The organism is Aeromonas sp. QDB23 (genome assembly GCF_027707745.1).
Taxonomy (GTDB): domain Bacteria; phylum Pseudomonadota; class Gammaproteobacteria; order Enterobacterales; family Aeromonadaceae; genus Aeromonas; species Aeromonas allosaccharophila.
In genome coordinates this window covers 24,393-41,357 of sequence record NZ_JAPCJA010000046.1, presented here as the reverse complement: position 1 = coordinate 41,357, position 16,965 = coordinate 24,393, and the positions used below count along the sequence as shown (strand labels likewise).

Below are 16,965 nucleotides of genomic sequence, written 5' to 3'. Positions count from 1 at the left end.
TGGTGACGCACCCACGGCAGGTGCCCCGATACAGCTGATGCTCTGTCACCACATAGCTGACCTCGGGCAGGTCAAACACCTGATGAACCCGGTAGGGCTTGTCATGGGACACCACCTGCTCACCACAGCAGGCGCACTGCCGGGCAGGATAGTGTGGTATTGCCGTCAGTCGGTCGTCCTCAGGATGACGTTCACGCCGCTGCCCCTTGTGGCCAGGCTGGGCACCACGAGCCTTGCCGGAAGCGGGGCGCTTGCGCGCAGGCGGGGTCCCCGAGCCATCAGTGGAGGGGGGCTTGGAGGAGTTATTGCTGTTTTGGTTGAGGCGGTCTTCAAGCTCGGCGATGCGCGCCATCAGCTTGTAAATCAGCTCGTTGGCTTGCTCGAGGGTCAGCGGCAGGCCGGGTGGTGGCGTAATGGGTTTGCTCATGACGTGATGGTGCCAAGCTGGCGGGATCAGGCAAGGGGCAACAGTGGATCAAGGGATGATCGTCTCACTTTTTCCTGTCAATGCCATCTGGGTGAACAGTTACAAAGAGACGTTGGAGGTGCTGGATTTGACCGGCAACCAGCTAAGCGCGCTCCCTGACGAGCTGGCCGGGTTTGGCAAACTGCGCATCATCTTCTGCTCCGAGAACCGCTTTACCGAGCTGCCCGAGGTGTTGGGGCGCTGCCCGGCGCTCACCATGGTGGGCTTTAAGGCCAACCGGATTGCCACCGTCTCGGCCAAGGCGCTGCCCGCCGGTTTGCGCTGGCTGATCCTGACCGACAATGCGGTGCAGCAGTTGCCGGATGAGCTGGGCCAGTGCGACGCCCTGCAAAAGTTGATGCTGGCGGGCAACCGCCTGCGCGAGTTGCCGGCAAGTCTTGCCAACTGCCGCAATCTGGAGCTGCTGCGCATCGCCGCCAACCGTATCGAACGCTTCCCCGAGTGGCTGCTCTCGCTGCCGCGCCTTTCATGGCTCGCCTACTCCGGCAACCCCTTTAGCGAAGGGACGGAGGCGCGGGCCATCGATGATGCCCATGTCGCTCCCCTTGCCTGGGAGACGCTGGCGCTCGGCGAACTGCTGGGGCAGGGAGCATCTGGCGTTATCCATCGCGCCACCCTTGTGGGTAATCCTGCTGATGCAGTGACTCAAGCGAGCGACAGAGCTGATGCCAGTCAGGTGGCGGTCAAGCTGTTCAAGGGGGCGGTGACCAGCGACGGGCTGCCCCGCTGCGAGATGGCGGCATCGCTGGCGGCGGGCAGCCATCCCAACCTTATCAAGGTGGTGGGCAAGGTGGCGGATCACCCCTCCGGCATTCCGGCGCTGGTGATGGAGCTGATCGATCCGGCCTTTGCCAATCTGGCCGGGCCGCCGAGCCTGGCCTCCTGCACCCGCGATATCTATCCAGAGGGGCTGCGCCTGAGTGTGCCGGATGCGCTGGCAATGGCCCACGGCATTGCCTCGGTGGCGGGCCATCTGCACCGCGCGGGCATCATGCATGGGGATCTTTACGGCCACAATATTCTGTTTGCCCGCGGGCCTGATACCCCGGCTCGCGCCCTGCTGGGGGATTTCGGTGCCGCCTCTTTGTATGAGCGCAGCAACCGCGAGCGGGCCGTGGGCCTTGAGCGACTGGAAGTGCGTGCCTTTGGCTGCCTGCTGGAAGAGCTGTTGGCCCATTGCGATACGCAAGGCTCACCGCTCGATGGGTTGCATCAGCTCAAAGCGGCCTGCCTCTCGGAACTCCCCGCCGATCGTCCCGATTTTGCTTATATCGAGCGCCAGCTGGCGGCCGCTCGTGCCACGCTGTCGTGATCTAATTGACGTTGGCAGGCGCTGTTTGGCCTGCCAACGTCATTCCCTTCTCTCATTAATGGCTATCAATGCATGACTCGTTCGCATGGATTGGCGCGCCTCTGCCCGTCATCAACACACCCGATAGTGCCCATTGCGACTGCGAGGTGTGCGGCAAGGGGACGTCCCGTCATTCACCTGATAACAGGCAGAGGCTACGTGGCAAAAAGGGGAGGGCAGAGGGTTGCGCGGTGCCGGTTAAGTTGTGATATTGATGCATCTTTAGTACAGAAGGGTAATAACGATGGAAGCTGCGTTTTGGCATCAGCGTTGGGAAGAGAACCGGATTGGCTTTCATCAGGCGGACTTCAACCACTGGCTGCAATCCTGGTGGTCGGCCCAGCAAGCGGACGAGCCGGTGCTGGTTCCCCTGTGCGGCAAGTCCCGCGACATGCTCTGGCTCAGCGGTCAGGGCCATCCAATCGACGGTTTCGAGCTATCGAGCCTTGCCGTCAGCCAGTTCTTCAGTGAAAACCAGCTCGCCGCGACCGTCAGCGAAGTGGGCCCTTATCAGTGCCATCAAGTGGATAGCCTGCGCATTTTTCAGGGGGATTTTTTCGCCGCACCCAGTCTGGGTCGCCGTTACCGGCTGGTCTATGACCGCGCGGCGCTGATCGCCCTGCCGACCGCGATGCGCCGCCAGTATGCGGCCCTTATCAGTTCGCTGGTCGAGACTGGTGGCCAGATCCTGCTGGTGACCCTCGAATATCAGCCTGAGCAGCAGAGTCAGCCCCCCTTCTCGGTGGGGGAGATGGAGGTGCGAGCCCTGTTCGAGCGCGATTTTCGCATCGAGGTGTTGGGGCGCGCCGCCGAGGTGGATCACCCGCGGGTGTTGTCGGGTCAGCTCTCCTACTTCGATGAGGTTGCCTACCGGCTGGTTCGCCGTGGCTAACGGGCAGCTAACGGGTGGGCAAAGGGTGATTTGCGCCGACAAATCATCGGGCCGCGCGCTCTTCGCTACCTCCTTTGACATAGATCAACGTGACTGTCGGGGGGAGTGCCTAATATGAGGCTGTTTCTCAATCACTGTTGGCATTGCAAAGCGAGTATCGGGTCCGTCCCGCTTGCTGATCAGCAACTCAGTGTCTGATTTTCACGCTCATGTTCACTTTTGGCGGCTTTGGTCGCAATTGTTATGGTTTTTCCAGCCGACCCTGATGGGTCGGCTTTTTATTGCCTGCGATTTGCCGTGGGAAGGAAAAACGGGGAATAGCGAGGCCTGATCAGGCCTCGAAGGTGGCGGCATTGAGCCGAAATGCCCGTGGATCATCGATAAACTGGCCGGTGATCCGCTCGTCATGTTCGTGCCCCAGGCCATAGCTACAGAGGATCAGTCGATCTGAGGTGCGCGAGCGCAGCTGGGTGATAAAGCGCACCAGATCGGCACGACTCAATTTGCCCACCTCATCGCAGACCCGTTCCCGTTGATCGAACCCCAGATCCTTGTTGCCGATGCTGACCCACAGCCGCTGGCCGCGACTGCGCAGGTTGGCATCCCGCTCGCTCAGCTGGGCTTGCAGCCCCGCCTTGCTCTCCTGCCACTGCTGCTCGGTAAATTCGAGCATGGCGAGCGGGAAGAGGTCGATAAACTCCTCCACCGCATCGAGCAGGATCTGCGGCCCCGCCACCGGTGACTGGATATAGAAGATCAGGCCCGGGTGGCGATTGAGGGGCAGGTTGCCGGCGCCCACCACATACCCCAGTTGCTGGCGGGTGCGCAGCTCATGGAAGAAGGTGGAGGACATGATGTGGTTCGCCAGGGTAAAGCAGGCGAGATCCCGCGCCCGGGTGGTGCGGGACTGGTAGTAGACCAGCAGTGCCGAGTCTTCGTGATCGCAACCCTGCTCGCGAATAAGGGTGCCCCTGTCCTGAATGGAGATGAGCGGGCGGCGGGTCTCGCCGCTCGGCTTGCTGCTGGTACCATTGATATCGCTCAGGTGGCGCTCCATCAGGGCGGCCAGCTCCAGCGCTTCGGCGGCAGTCCAGTCGCCATGCACCAGCGCCTCGACATGCACCTCGCCAAACAGTTGGGCCACGAAGGCGGGCATCTCGGATAGCTCGACGGTGCGCAGGTGGCGCAGCAGCTGCTCGAACGGCGGGTTGTTTGGTTGCAACAGGCTGGTGAGCTGGTTGAACAGCTGGGAGATGGGGCGCGCCTTGGACTGGTTGTCCCAGTTGCGAATGAGCTGCTCCTTGATCTCGCTAAAGCGGCCCGGATCCGGATATCCCAGTGTGCGGTTGCCGAGGATCATGTCGAGCAAGAGCGGCTGCTTGTCGGCAAAACCGCTCAGGTTGATGGTAAAGCCCCCCTGATGGGCATAAATCTGGTAGCCCAGCCCCGCCAGCTCCGCCGGATAGGTGAGGGCGTTGAGGTGATCGGCCAAGAGCTCCACGGCGAGGCGCGCCATGGCGATATTGCGCGGATTTTTGACCGCATGTTCGCTGTCGATGGAGATATAGAGATTGCCCTTGGGCACGTTGAACAGGTGCTCATGGAGGTGCCAGAGGCGAAAACCCGGGCGATCGATAAGGCATGCAGGCATGTCGGCAGCAAGCTCGGGCGTGCGCGGATCGAGCCGGTTACTGATAAAGGGGTTGGGCTTGGGCAGCGCCAGCGCCGGATCCGGTTCGCTCTGCTGCCAGCGAATTTTCTCGGCTTCAGTAATGGTCGCCACGCTGTAGGGGGTCTGATACCAGCGGGCCAGCCGCTCGGTCGCCACTTCCGGCGCGGTGATGGTGATGCGCAGATTGTGCGGGGTGAGCTTGGCGAGGAAGCGGCGGATCAGCACCTCGTCATATTCGCGCATCATGTAGTCGCCGTAGAGCAGATCCTCAGGCTTGTAGCTAAAGAGATTGAGCACCAGCCCCGACACCGTATCGAGGGGGCGGCCGCGCTCCTGAAAGCGAAACGCCGATTCGAGCACGGTCCGTTTTTCGTCATAGCGCCAGCTCTGCAGCCCTTCGCGGCCAATCAGTTTCAGATAGCCAAACAGGGCGGCGAGGATGTCGTCCACATGTTCAAGGCCCAGGGGAGTGAGGCCGAAGTTGACGCCAAAATCCTTGAAGTTGGCGCCGCTGATGCCACCGCCCGCCGAGAGCTGGTTGACCCAGCCTTTCGCCTTGAGCAGGGAGAGCAGGCTGCCATCCCCCTCGTAACCAATCAGATGGCTCAGGAAGGTGAGGGGCTTTTTGTCGTAAAACTCGTCCACATTGGGCAAGGGGAAGCTGAGCGACAGCTTGCGAGTCTCCTTGACCGGATTGATGTGGATGCGCACGCCGAGATCATCGAGCCGATAGAGCGGCATGGTGAGGGTCGGGGTTCCCAAATTGCGATTCAAAATGGGAGCAAAATAGCGACAGCACCACTGCAACTGGGTATCGATGGATTCCGGCGAGATCATCACCAGCGCCATGCGATCCGCGCTGTAGTGGCTTTCGTAAAACCGGATAAGGTCGGAGCGCAGATCCCGCCCCGGCAGATCGGCCAGGGTATCGAGGTTGCCTACCGAGAATTTGGAGAAGGGGTGCGCCGGGTTGACCGTCTCTTTATGCACCTGATAACTGCGGCGCATGTCGTCTTGCAGCTTGAGGCGATACTCGGAGTCGACTGCGTTGCGCTCCTTGTCCACCCACTCCGGATCAAACGTGGGGCAGATAAAGAACTGGGCGAAGCGATCCAGCCCCGCTTCGAAGAAGCCGTTGTCGATCTCGAAGAAGAAGTTGGTGAATTCCGTACCGGTCCAGGCATTGTTGCTGCCGCCATGACGGCTCATAAATTGCTGGTATTCACCTGGCTTGGGGTAAGTGGCGGTGCCGAGAAACAGCATGTGTTCCAGAAAATGGGCCATCCCCTGGCGGTCGGCAGGATCGTCAAAATGGCCGGTATTGACCGCCAGAGAAGCGGCGGATTTGTCGGTTTCGGGATCACAAATCAACAAGACCCTGAGCCGGTTGGCCAGCTCCAGAAAATGGTATTGCCGATGGTCATTGGGACTGGCATATGGGCTCATTGGCGTGTGACTCACGTTGGATTTATTTGAATTTAAACATGATTATCGACCCCGCTATCCCGTCAGGCAAACCCTTTTCTGAGAGGTAGCGCAATTGTTTCCACACCCGTAGCGGGGTAAGATCCCCCGGCTATCAAAACAGGCCCGTTGGGCGAGGTTGTAATGAAGATCTATATCATGCGTCATGGCCAGGCTGGCATGAATGCGAAAACAGATGAACAGCGTCCATTGACCGAGCAGGGTATTGAAGAGTCTATCCAGATGGCCCGCTGGCTGGCGCCTCAGCTGATTGGCCCGCTGGATCGGGTGATCCACAGCAACTATCTGCGGGCACGCCAGACCTGGCAAGCCATATGCAGTGAATTACCTGACGCAGCAGCCGTTGAAGAGAGTGGCGACATTACCCCTTATGGTGATCCCGCTTTCGTGGCCAGCTACCTCACCACTCTGGCTGAGCAACATGACCAGATCCTGATGGTCAGCCATCTGCCGCTGGTGGGTTATCTGGTGCAAAGCCTCTGCCCGGCCGCAGGAGCACCCATGTTCGCCACCTCAGGCATCGCCTGTATCGAGTGGCACCATGGCAAAGGAGCCTTGCTCTGGCTCGAAGGGCCGCATACAATAGGCTAAAAGTTAATAAAAAGTTATAGATTGAATTTTTTGGGAAGAGATGGGCGAGTTTTCCGGATTTTTATAAATATTTTACGGAATTAATTCGCAGAAGCTGCTGTCATACGGATACAACTGCAAGAGGTTGCAAACGATGAGAGTGTTCAAGAAGTACCTGCCACTGATGGTGGCAAAGCATGTCAAAACCTTCTTTAAAGGTCGGATTTACATCCATGGTCGGGGGCGGTTTGATTTCCAATCCGGTTTGTTGCTGATGCCGAATCCGGCGGATATTCCCCACCGCCAGACAGTCACCGAGGTCAACGAGCTGATCTCCAGACTGCACATGGATGCCGCGTGATGCGCTTCTGAACGTGTTTCTGCACTGATATGCCCGCACTTTTGCGGGCATATTTGTTTCTGGCCACGGGCTTTCGCGCGATGCACGGCCAGCTCCGCACCTTTGTTTATCTCCCGTCGCCCCCTATACTGGCTCGCTGTTGTCTCTTCGGTCTGGATCGTCTCATGCCCCTTGCCTTTCTGTTTCCCTTCTCCTGCATTGCCATCTGGGCTGGCAATGGCATCGTCAGCAAACTGGCGGTCGGCGTGTTGTCCCCCGCGGCCTTGGCCTGGTCACGTTGGGTGGTGGCAGCGTTGGTATTAAGCCCGTTTCTGGTCCGTCGGGTATGGCGTGTACGCGCTCGTCTTCGTGCTGGTCTTTGGCAGATCGCCATGCTGGCGCTGCTGGGCATGGTGCTCAACCAGACTTTTGGTTACTACGCGGCGCAAACCATGGGGGCCACCGAGATGGGGTTGATGATGGGGCTGACGCCACTGTTGACGGTGTTGCTCAGCATCTGGCTGCTGCGCGAGCGGCCCACCTGGGGTGCCGTGCTGGGGGCGCTGCTCTCCATCTTTGGCTTGTCTATCTTGCTGGGGCAGGGGGATCCGACCCGGCTGTTTACCCAGGGTATTCATATCGGCTCGGTCTACATGCTGCTCTCGGCGGGCACTTATGCCCTCTACAGCGTGCTGCTCAAGAAGTGGGATCTGGGGCTCGACAACTGGTCGCTGCTCTACGGTCAGGTGCTCTGCAGCGTGGTGATCCTGACCCCCTTTTTTCTGCTGGTGGATGGTCAGCTGCCCGAGGGGCGGGCGCTCTGGCTGATCTTTTATGCGGGGATCCCCGCGTCGGCACTCTGTCCCTGGCTCTGGATGCAGGGGATCACCCTGCTCGGCGCCAACCGTACCGCCATCTTTATGAACCTGTTGCCGGTGATGACGGCTGGCCTTGCCATCACCCTGCTGGGCGAGCGGCTGACCAGCTATCACCTGATCGGGGGCGGTCTGACTCTGCTGGGTGTCTTGCTGGCACAGCTGCTGGTGCGTCCGGTGGTGGTAGGTCGCCGCCGGGTGACGATGGCGCCCTGTCCCGAAGAGTAAGCTTGCGCGAACGCGTAAGTTGGCCCAATGGCCCGCTGGTCGCCAATGAAAAAGCGCCTGCAGCAATGCAGGCGCTTTTTCATGTTGTTTGTTTTTTCAGGGATTTTACTGAGTAATGATGGCAATGGCTTTGTCGTTGCAGCCATGTCCAACAATGGGCCAAATTTTAACTTAGTGATTGAGATAGATATCCTGCTCTGCATAGGCCAGCAGCGGCGTGCTGGGGTTAGCGCGTTTCGCGCCAAAGAAGCGGGTCAGTACACCGGATTGTTGCCCCAGACGCTGCAGCTTGACGTGATCCAGCTCGATCTGCTCGGGTAGCCAGGTAAACACAGCGGCGCAGTGACCATTGCCCAGGCTGCGTTCCAGGGTTTGCTGCCAGTTCTTGATTTTGGGGCTGTGCACTACCAGCACTCTGTTGGGATCGATGCCTCGCTCTTCCAGGTGGCTTGCTGTGGGGCGTCCCGGCGGGGCGATCAACAAGATCCAGCCGGTATGAGAGTCACCTAACTTGCTCAGCTCGCTGAGAAACTGATCCTCAGCCTGGATAGTCACACCATAATGAGCCGACTCTGCCTTGCAGGCGGTTCTGGTTGGCCAGGGGTTGCTCATGGCACGATTCATCGCAAAGGGCAGTGAGTGCAGGGGCTGGTTCATATACGGTTTCCTGTATGAATATCCAAGCTGTATGCGCATACAGTAGTTCTATCCTGAGGCAGTGACAAGGTGTTTTTGCTGAAAAATGTGATGGTGTTGGCATGAGCCATTAATAACATCATGTTTTTAAACGTTATTTAATATAAAACTGGCTGGGTGTTTTTCGTACTATGGACAAACCTTGTGTAACCGCCCATGGTTATACAGGTCATTTAAAGGAGGTGCCGCCATGGATATCAGTACCTTGCAGCGTCTGGATGCCAACATCTTGTTGGGCGTCATCAATGAGAAGCTAAGGCTTGAGTGTGACGGGCTGGAGGAGTTGCTGGCCTATTACGATATGAGTGAAGAGCAGTTGGCAGGGCGTCTGGATCAGATTGGGTACCATTACGATCCATTGAGCAATCAGTTCAAGGCACATCGCTGAGGGTGCAATGATTGCTTCATATTTATACGGTAATTTTTCAGGCGCATTGAAACCGGTTTCAATGCGCCGTCTTGCTGCCTATTTTCAGGGATTTTCAAGGCTTGGCAATCTCTGAAAACCTATTCATGTCATATTATTTTTATTTATCCATTAACGTGCTGATAAAAAAGGGAATTTTTGTTTTTCTGTAATCAGTTAAAGGAAAGGGTTTTCAAGCTTTTCAGGCTGTTTTTATCGGTTAAAGTGTGACTTGCGTTAACTTTTAATTCTGCCGCTTTAGTTAGTATTCTCACGCCGGTACATATTTTGAGATAACAACAGCGCCGGTCCCGCAAGCGGGATAACAATTTTATTTGTAACGAAGGAATATGGTTTATGGCTACCAAGAAGAAGACAGACCAGGATCTCCAACTGGATAAAGATCAGCTCAAGGCGAGTATCGTGCGTCACCTGCGTTCTACCTTGGGAACAAGCGAACAGAAAGCCTCTCCCGAAGCGTGGTGGAAAGCCACTGCGGCGGCCGTCAATGAACAGGTGTACGAGCGCCTGACCCGCACTCAGCAGACTCACTTCAAGAAAGATACTCGTGCGATTCACTATCTCTCTGCTGAATTCCTGATGGGACGATTGACCTCCAACAACCTGCACAACCTTTCCCTCTACAAGACTTGCGAAGAGGCACTGGGCGAACTCGGTCTGGAACTGACCGATCTGTGCGAACAAGAGCCCGACATGGCACTCGGCAACGGCGGCCTGGGTCGTCTGGCTGCCTGCTTTATCGACTCGCTGGCCACCCTGAACTATCCGGCGGTTGGCTACGGTATCCATTACGAACACGGTCTGTTCCGTCAGGAGATCCAGGATGGCCGCCAGATCGAGCGCCCGGACTCCTGGCGTGAATATGGCAACCCCTGGGAGATCTGCCGTCCCGAGTCGGTGCAAGAAGTGCCGCTCTATGGTTACGTCGAGACCGTGTTTGGTGACAATGGCGGCCTGAAGAAGGTGTGGCACGCCGGTCGCAAGATCAAAGGGGTGCCTTGGGATATTCCGGTGGTCGGTTTTGGCGGTCACACCGTCAACATCCTGCGTCTGTGGGAATCCCGTGCCTCCGAGTTTTTCGATTGGGACGTGTTCAACGCCGGTGGTTACATCGACTCCCAGGCTGAAAAAGCCCAGGCCGAGACCATCTCCAAGGTGCTCTATCCGAACGATGAGACCGATGCAGGTAAAGAACTGCGCCTGATCCAGCAGTACTTCTTCTGTGCTTGCTCCATCAAGGACATCATGCGCCGCTACAAGCGGGTCCATGGTGCCGATTTCAGCAACTTTGCCGCGCAAATTGCCATTCAGCTCAACGATACTCACCCGACTGTCGCCATCCCCGAATTGATGCGGGTGCTGGTGGACGAGGAAGATCTGAACTGGGATGCCGCCTGGGCCATCTGCTATCACGTATTCTCCTACACCAACCACACCCTGCTGCCGGAAGCGCTGGAGAAGTGGTCGGTCAGTCTGTTCGAGAAGGTGTTGCCTCGCCATCTGGAAGTGATTTACGAGATCAACGCCCGTTTCCTGAGCGAGCTGGTCGAGCCCAAGTGGCCGGGTAACGACGCCATCAAGGCCAAGCTCTCCATCATCGAAGAGGGAGATGTGCGCAAGGTGCGCATGGGCAACCTGTGCGTGATCGGTTCGTCCAAAGTGAATGGTGTGGCCGAAATCCACTCCAAGCTGGTGAAAGAAGATCTCTTCCCCGAGTATGCCGAGCTGTGGCCGGAAAAAATGTGCAACGTGACCAACGGGGTGACTCCGCGTCGCTGGCTGCTGGCCTGCAACCCCGAGTTGGCCGAGCTCTATAACGAAGTGGTGGGCAAGGAGTGGCCGTTGCAGCTCGACAAGCTGCGCGCCGTCACCAAGTTTGCCGACGACAAGGCGTTCCAGCAGCAGTTCATGACCATCAAGCGTCACAACAAAGAGAAGCTGGTCAAGGTCATCAAGGACGAAACCGGTATCGATGTCAGTGCCGAGGCGATCTTTGACGTTCAGATCAAGCGTCTGCACGAGTACAAGCGTCAGCAGCTGAACCTCATTCACATCATGGCGCTCTATCGTCGTCTGCTGGCCAATCCGGATTATGACATGCACCCGCGTGTGTTCATCTTCGGTTCCAAAGCGGCGCCCGGTTACAAGCTGGCCAAAGACATCATCTACGCCATCAACAAGCTGGCGGATCGGGTCAATAACGACGCCCGCATCCAGGGCAAGCTGAAAGTGGTGTTCATGCCGAACTACCGCGTGAGCCTGGCCGAGAAGCTGATCCCGGCGGCAGATGTCTCCGAGCAGATCTCCACTGCAGGTTACGAAGCATCAGGTACCGGCAACATGAAGATGGCGCTCAACGGTGCAATCACCATCGGTACGCTGGACGGCGCCAACATCGAGATCGCTGAAGAGGCGGGTGCCGAAAACTGTGCCATCTTCGGTCTGAACGTGGACGAGGTGAAGTCGCTGAAGGCGCGCGGTTACAACCCGTATGACTTCTACTATGCCAACTCCGAGCTCAAAGCCGTGCTGGACTGGTTTGATACTGACTACTTCACGCCGGGTCGTCCGGGTGAGCTGGCCTCTATCAAGCGCTCCTTGCTGGAAGGGGGAGACCCTTACCTGACCCTGGCGGACTTCCAGTCCTACTCGGATGCACACAAGCTGATCGATACCTGGTATCGGGATCCGGCGCTGTGGGCGAAGAAGGCTATCATCAACTCGGCCACCATGGGCAAGTTCAACTCCGACCGCTCCATTCAGGACTATGTGGATCGGATCTGGGCGCTGAAGCCCTGCAACATCGGCTAATAAGATGCAGAAATGAAAAAACCCCCGCAAACATGCGGGGGTTTTTGTTTATCGGGGGGAGGTGGATCAGAGGATATCGCCAACGAAGTAGGCCAGCAGGGCGAGCAACACGGTGAAGACCACGTTGAGGGCCATACCGGCTTTCATCATCTCCTTCTGGCGGATGTGGCCGCTGGCAAAGACGATGGCATTGGGTGGGGTGGCGACCGGCAGCATAAAGGCGCAGGAGGCACCGATCGCAATCAACACCGCCATCACGATGGGGGAGACACCCAGCGCCTCTGCCACACCGGCGAACAGCGGGATCAGCAGGGCTGCGGTGGCGGTGTTGGAGACCAGCTCGGTCAAAAACACCACGAATGCTGCCAGCATCAACAGGATCACGAAGATATTGGCGTGGGAGAGTACGGCCGACAGATGGCTGGCCAGGAAGGCGCTGGTACCGGTGGCCTTGAGAATGGCGCTCAGGGTCAAACCGCCGCCAAACAGCATCAACACGCCCCAGTCGGTGTTCTGGTTGACATCATCCCAACTGGCAACGCGGCTGACCACGATGGCCACGATGGCGCCCATGGCAATCAGAGTGTCGAGTTGCGGGATACCGCCAAAGGCGTTGGAGATAGGCTGCGAGCCGATCCACAGCACAACGGTGGTCAGGAAGATTGCCAGCGTCACTTTACGTTCGCGGGTCCAGTTGATGGTGACATCCTGGATCTCGACGCGGTGGTTGAGCTGTGGCCGGGTCACCAGATAGAGCAGGGCAATGCCGCAGGGCATCAGGATCAGCACCACCGGAATACCGAACTTCATCCAGTCGGTGAAACCGATCCCCATCTGGGCGGCCGCGATGGCGTTGGGTGGGCTGCCCACCAGGGTACCGATGCCGCCGATGCTGGCGCTATAGGCGATCCCCAGCAGTACGAACTCGAAGGTAGTGCGATCTTTTTTGCTATCGAGGCGAGCCAGCATACCGATCGCCAGTGGCAGCATCATGGCAGTAGTGGCGGTGTTGCTGATCCACATTGACATGGCGGCTGTGATGGTAAAGAGCAGGATGATGCCCCAACCCAGATGGCCATTGGCCAGGTGCATCACCTTGCCTGCCATCAGGGTATCCAGTCCCTGTTTAGAAAGGGCGGCCGCGAGGGCGAAACCGCCGAAAAAGAGGAACAGGATCGGGTTGGCGAAGTCGGTGAGGGATTTGCTCATGTCAAACACCCCGAGCACGGTGGCCAGCAGGGGCACCAGCAGGGCAGTGATGGTGACGTGCAGTGCTTCGGTCAGCCAGAGAATGGCGATAAAGACCAGAATGCCCAGCCCCTTGTTGACCATGGGATCAAACGGGAGCCAGGCGAGCATGGCACAAAGTAGCAGGACATCCAGGATGACGATCCCTGATTTGATGTCCAGCCAGCGAGATGGAGCAGAGGGTACAGCCGATGTGTGCATAATGTTCTCTCGGTTAATTTATGGTTGTTTTTGTGTTGCCGAGATTACATCCATTCACTTGTTTGAAACAGGCTCACATGTTGAAAATCAGCCTCGACTCACACAAGCATTGATAAAAATGAGGAAATGAACACATAAATAAAACATGTCTGAAATATAAATCAAACATCCATGAACTGCTCCAGCCACTGCTTGAACATGCTCTTGGGCAAGGAGCCATTTATCTGGTTCACCAGTTTGCCCTGTTTGAAGACCATCAAGGTGGGGATGCTGCGAATGGCGTAACGGGCGGCAATGGCGCTTTGCTGCTCGGTATCGACTTTGATAAAGCGCATTCTTGGTTCGAGCTCATGGGCAACATCATGAAATACCGGGGCAAACTGCTGGCAGGGGCCGCACCAGCTGGCCCAGAAATCGACCACGACCGGGATATCGGAGTTGATCAGGGTATCGAAGTTATCCGCCTTCCCGAGGCAAGGGGTCTGGCTGAACAGGGGGGCCTTGCAGTGCCCGCACTTGGCGGATGTATCGATATGGGTAATGGGCAGGCGGTTCCTGGTAAAGCAGTGGCTACAATAAGTAGTGACAAATGACATAATTGGTTCCTTCTCGATCTGCGCTGGCCGGAGATATGATGAGGGGCCAGAATGACGCAATAGCGAAACAACAGCGAAATATCAGAGCAATAACGGTAACACAGTGACCGGCGGGAGTGGATAATTCCCCCCAAGGTTCATTGCCCAACCGGATAATTCAGCGACCACCAGATGAGAGTCGAGACGGGATGAAAAAAGGATCACGGAAAAACCGTGCTGTGCCGGGGCTGATCGTTGCCCTGCTGCTTGCCTTTTCGGGCTACTGCTGGCAGTCGCTCAGTCAGCAGCAACAGGCCCACGACCTGAACGAAGCGGCCGAGGTGGTGCTGAACCGGATCAACGCCGATACCGTCTATCTGCTTGGGCGAGAGCAGGCCAATGACAGCAATGTCCAGCAGCGTCTGAACCAGTTATCCATCACCCTTGACGGTTTTGTGCGCAAGGTACGCAGTGATCCCGAGCTGGCGCAAGACGAGTTGTCTCAGGCGCTGCTTGAGGATATGGATACCTATCTGATGGCGCTGGCCAGCCTCCATGCCATGGAGATGGCCATCGAGTATATCAATGCGCCCCTGCAGGCCCAGATTAAAAAGGTGCGCGAGCTCAGCCCGTCAGACAGTGCGCTGCATCGCGATGTCGAGGAGCTGGCGCAGCTGAGCAACTATCTGCAGCGCAGTTGGGACAAACGTGAGCAGACTACGCTGGCCCAGTTGCAGCAACAGATGGTATCCCGTTACGGCCACCTGCCGGAAATCGCTACCCTGATCCGCCTGAGCAAGGACATGAGCCAACAGGTGGTCGCCTATCACGCCTTGCGTTACCAGCTGATCGACATGCATGTGATCGAGAGTCTGGTGCGCTGGAAAATCGACAAGCTGGAGCGCGCCTCCTCGCTGATGAACCGCTTCTATTTGATGGCGCTGTGCGGGGCCTTGATCTGCTTCGCGCTGGTGGCCTTCACACTGTGGCGCCGCAATCAGAAGCTGAGTGAATTGTCGCGCCAGACCGGCTTGCTGGCCCAGGCCAAGAGCGATTTTCTGGCCAACATGAGCCACGAGATCCGCACCCCCATGAACGCCATCATCGGCTTTAGCTCGCTGGCGCTGCAGACCGAACTGGATCAGCAACAACGGGACTATCTGGGCAAGATCAAATCCTCATCCGATACCTTGTTGCTGCTGATCAACGACATCCTCGATTTGACCAAGGTGGAGTCCGGCAAGCTGACCCTGGAGGAGATCGACTTCGATCTCAGCGAGCAGCTCGATTCGCTGGCGGGGATGTTTGCCGATCTGGCGGAGCGCAAACATGTGGAGGTGATCATTCGCAAGTCGCCTGAGGTGCCGGTCTTCTTGCGCGGGGATCCCCTGCGGCTGGGGCAGGTGCTGGTCAATCTGGTGAACAACGCCATCAAGTTTACCGAGCGCGGTGAAGTTGAAGTTTCCATCGAGCTGGCCAATCCCCATCCAATGCGGATCCGCTTCAGTGTGCGCGATACCGGCATCGGCATTGCCGAAGAGAAGCAGAGTCAGCTGTTTCAGGCGTTTACCCAACTGGAGGCGGGTAATACCCGCAAATATGGCGGCTCGGGTCTGGGTCTCAATATCTCCCAACGGCTGGTCGAACTGATGGGGGGGAGGATCATTGTCCAGAGCAAGCCCGGTGTGGGTTCCCTGTTCCAGTTCGATATCCCGATGGCGCAGGCGGTCTACGGCGTGGCAGGTCGGAAGGTCTTCTTCGAAAACCAGCCGTTGGTGATGGTGATGGATGATAACGAGCTGGTGCTGGATCTGGCCCGGGACATCCTGACTCGCGCGGGCGTGCGGGTGCTGCCGGTCAACTCCCTGTCTCGTGCCCGTCAGCAGCTCCGTGAAGAGGGGCCAAATTTGCGGCTGGCGATCCTCGACTGGCGCATGGGTCAGGAGGATGGGCTCGATCTGGCGCTGGAGATGTATCAGCACAGCCAGTGGCGGCGGATCCCTATCCTGATGATCAGCGCCTGGGCCAGAGAGGGGTTGCACGCCCGGATGGACAGCATGGGGCTGACCCACTTTCTGCCCAAGCCGATGACCGAGAACGCGCTGTTGGCCAAGGTGGATGAGCTGCTCAACGGCAGCTCCTATGAACTCAACCTGCGCAAGGCCGAGGCGCAGGGGGATCAGCAACACTTCAAATCCCTGCTGCAGGGTACCCGAGTGCTGTTGGCCGAAGACAACCGGGTCAATCAGCAGCTGATCATCGAGTATCTGCGGCGGGTCGATGCGGTGGTGTGCGTGGTCAGTAATGGTCGGGAGGCGGTGGAGCGGGTCGCCGAGCAGCCTTTTGACGTGATCCTGATGGATTTGCAGATGCCGGTGCTGGACGGGCTCGATGCTACCCGCCAGATCCGCAAAATGGTCGACAAGCACGATGTGCCCATCATTGCCCTCACCGCCAGCGCCATGCCCGGCGACAAGGATCGCTGTCTGGGGGTGGGGATGAATGGCTATGTGACCAAGCCGGTGAGCAAGCTGGATCTCTACAACAACCTGCTGCAATGGGTGAAGCCGCAAGGGGTTGAGCAGGCGGGGATCATGGAGGTGAAACCGCCGGATATGATGGGGATCCTCGATCTGCAGGATGCCCTCAAGCGGCTGGAGCAGGACAAGGAGGCGCTGCAGATCCTGTTCAAGCTGTTCATGTCGGAGCACAAGGACGATCTGTGGGAGATCCGCTCAGCCCTGCGCCGCCAGCAACCCGAGGTGGCCAGCAAGCTGCTGCACACCCTCAAGGGGGTATCGGCCAATATCTCGGCGGCCCGCCTGCAGCTGGTGGCTGGTGAGCTGGAGTGGCGCCTGCGGCAAAACGAGGTGCTGAGCGAGACGGATCTGGAGCAGTTGCAGCAGGTCTTCAGCCAGACCCGGGAAGAGGTGTCACACTTCTTGCTGACCGGTGAGCAGCATGAAAACTCGTATAATCCCTATTCGTTAGGGGATGATCGCATGTCACAGTGAATTAAATAGTAATTATTCTCAACCATTCCTGTTCGGGATATGATGAGCTTTCGTTCGAATCGCCTCCAGCCGGAGGCGATTGTTTTCATTCTT

The 16,965-nt window shown here is 57.7% G+C and carries 13 protein-coding genes; 8 read left to right on the top strand and 5 right to left on the bottom strand.

The window, feature by feature from the left end; genetic code table 11:
- On the bottom strand, positions 1-427 hold a 427-nt coding region (locus tag PG888_RS17390), incomplete at its 3' end, for a DUF6444 domain-containing protein (protein ID WP_270815879.1).
- A 55-nt stretch (positions 428-482) separates the two neighbouring features.
- On the opposite strand from PG888_RS17390, the gene PG888_RS17385 reads away from it, so the two are divergent.
- Both PG888_RS17385 and PG888_RS17380 read left to right on the top strand, forming a co-directional pair.
- Positions 483-1,799, top strand: a complete 1,317-nt coding sequence (locus tag PG888_RS17385; protein WP_270693920.1) for a leucine-rich repeat-containing protein kinase family protein — start codon at positions 483-485, stop codon at positions 1,797-1,799.
- 283 nt (positions 1,800-2,082) lie between these two features.
- Entirely contained in the window at positions 2,083-2,730 is a 648-nt protein-coding gene (locus PG888_RS17380) for a thiopurine S-methyltransferase (RefSeq protein WP_042062827.1), read from the top strand.
- 331 nt (positions 2,731-3,061) lie between these two features.
- Here PG888_RS17380 and PG888_RS17375 read toward each other — a convergent pair whose 3' ends face one another.
- Positions 3,062-5,848: an insulinase family protein gene (locus tag PG888_RS17375; RefSeq protein ID WP_270693894.1), complete on the bottom strand. Its 2,787-nt coding sequence runs from the start codon at positions 5,846-5,848 to the stop codon at positions 3,062-3,064.
- Positions 5,849-6,010: 162 nt separating this feature from the next.
- Here PG888_RS17375 and sixA point away from each other — a divergent pair, with 162 nt between their 5' ends.
- The 3 genes from sixA (at position 6,011) to PG888_RS17360 (ending at position 7,900) form a co-directional block, all read left to right on the top strand.
- Positions 6,011-6,478 carry a phosphohistidine phosphatase SixA gene (gene sixA, locus PG888_RS17370; protein ID WP_111808517.1) on the top strand — a complete coding sequence of 156 codons (468 nt, stop codon included), beginning with the start codon at positions 6,011-6,013 and terminating at the stop codon, positions 6,476-6,478.
- A 133-nt stretch (positions 6,479-6,611) separates the two neighbouring features.
- A complete protein-coding gene (locus PG888_RS17365) occupies positions 6,612-6,818 on the top strand; it encodes a DUF1107 domain-containing protein (protein WP_005336998.1) in 207 nt (68 codons plus the stop codon).
- Positions 6,819-6,982: 164 nt separating this feature from the next.
- Entirely contained in the window at positions 6,983-7,900 is a 918-nt protein-coding gene (locus PG888_RS17360) for a DMT family transporter (protein WP_182937618.1), read from the top strand.
- A 171-nt stretch (positions 7,901-8,071) separates the two neighbouring features.
- On the opposite strand, the gene PG888_RS17355 is transcribed toward PG888_RS17360, so the two are convergent.
- Positions 8,072-8,557 (bottom strand): cell division inhibitor, encoded by a 486-nt coding sequence (locus PG888_RS17355; RefSeq protein ID WP_182970908.1) that lies wholly within the window; start codon positions 8,555-8,557, stop codon positions 8,072-8,074.
- A 229-nt stretch (positions 8,558-8,786) separates the two neighbouring features.
- Here PG888_RS17355 and PG888_RS17350 point away from each other — a divergent pair, with 229 nt between their 5' ends.
- Positions 8,787-8,984: a DUF4250 domain-containing protein gene (locus PG888_RS17350; RefSeq protein ID WP_182970909.1), complete on the top strand. Its 198-nt coding sequence runs from the start codon at positions 8,787-8,789 to the stop codon at positions 8,982-8,984.
- A 375-nt stretch (positions 8,985-9,359) separates the two neighbouring features.
- Entirely contained in the window at positions 9,360-11,834 is a 2,475-nt protein-coding gene (locus PG888_RS17345) for a glycogen/starch/alpha-glucan phosphorylase (protein WP_075112373.1), read from the top strand.
- Between the two features lie 66 nt (positions 11,835-11,900).
- Here the strand turns inward: PG888_RS17345 and PG888_RS17340 are convergent, their stop codons facing one another.
- Positions 11,901-13,283, bottom strand: coding sequence for an SLC13 family permease (locus tag PG888_RS17340; protein WP_270693897.1), 1,383 nt, complete (start codon positions 13,281-13,283; stop codon positions 11,901-11,903).
- A 161-nt stretch (positions 13,284-13,444) separates the two neighbouring features.
- Entirely contained in the window at positions 13,445-13,879 is a 435-nt protein-coding gene (gene trxC / locus PG888_RS17335) for a thioredoxin TrxC (protein WP_182970910.1), read from the bottom strand.
- 188 nt (positions 13,880-14,067) lie between these two features.
- On the opposite strand from trxC, the gene PG888_RS17330 reads away from it, so the two are divergent.
- The gene (locus tag PG888_RS17330; protein WP_182970911.1) at positions 14,068-16,872 is read left to right on the top strand and encodes a hybrid sensor histidine kinase/response regulator; all 2,805 of its coding nucleotides are present in this window, start codon (positions 14,068-14,070) and stop codon (positions 16,870-16,872) included.
- Positions 16,873-16,965 lie beyond the last annotated feature (93 nt).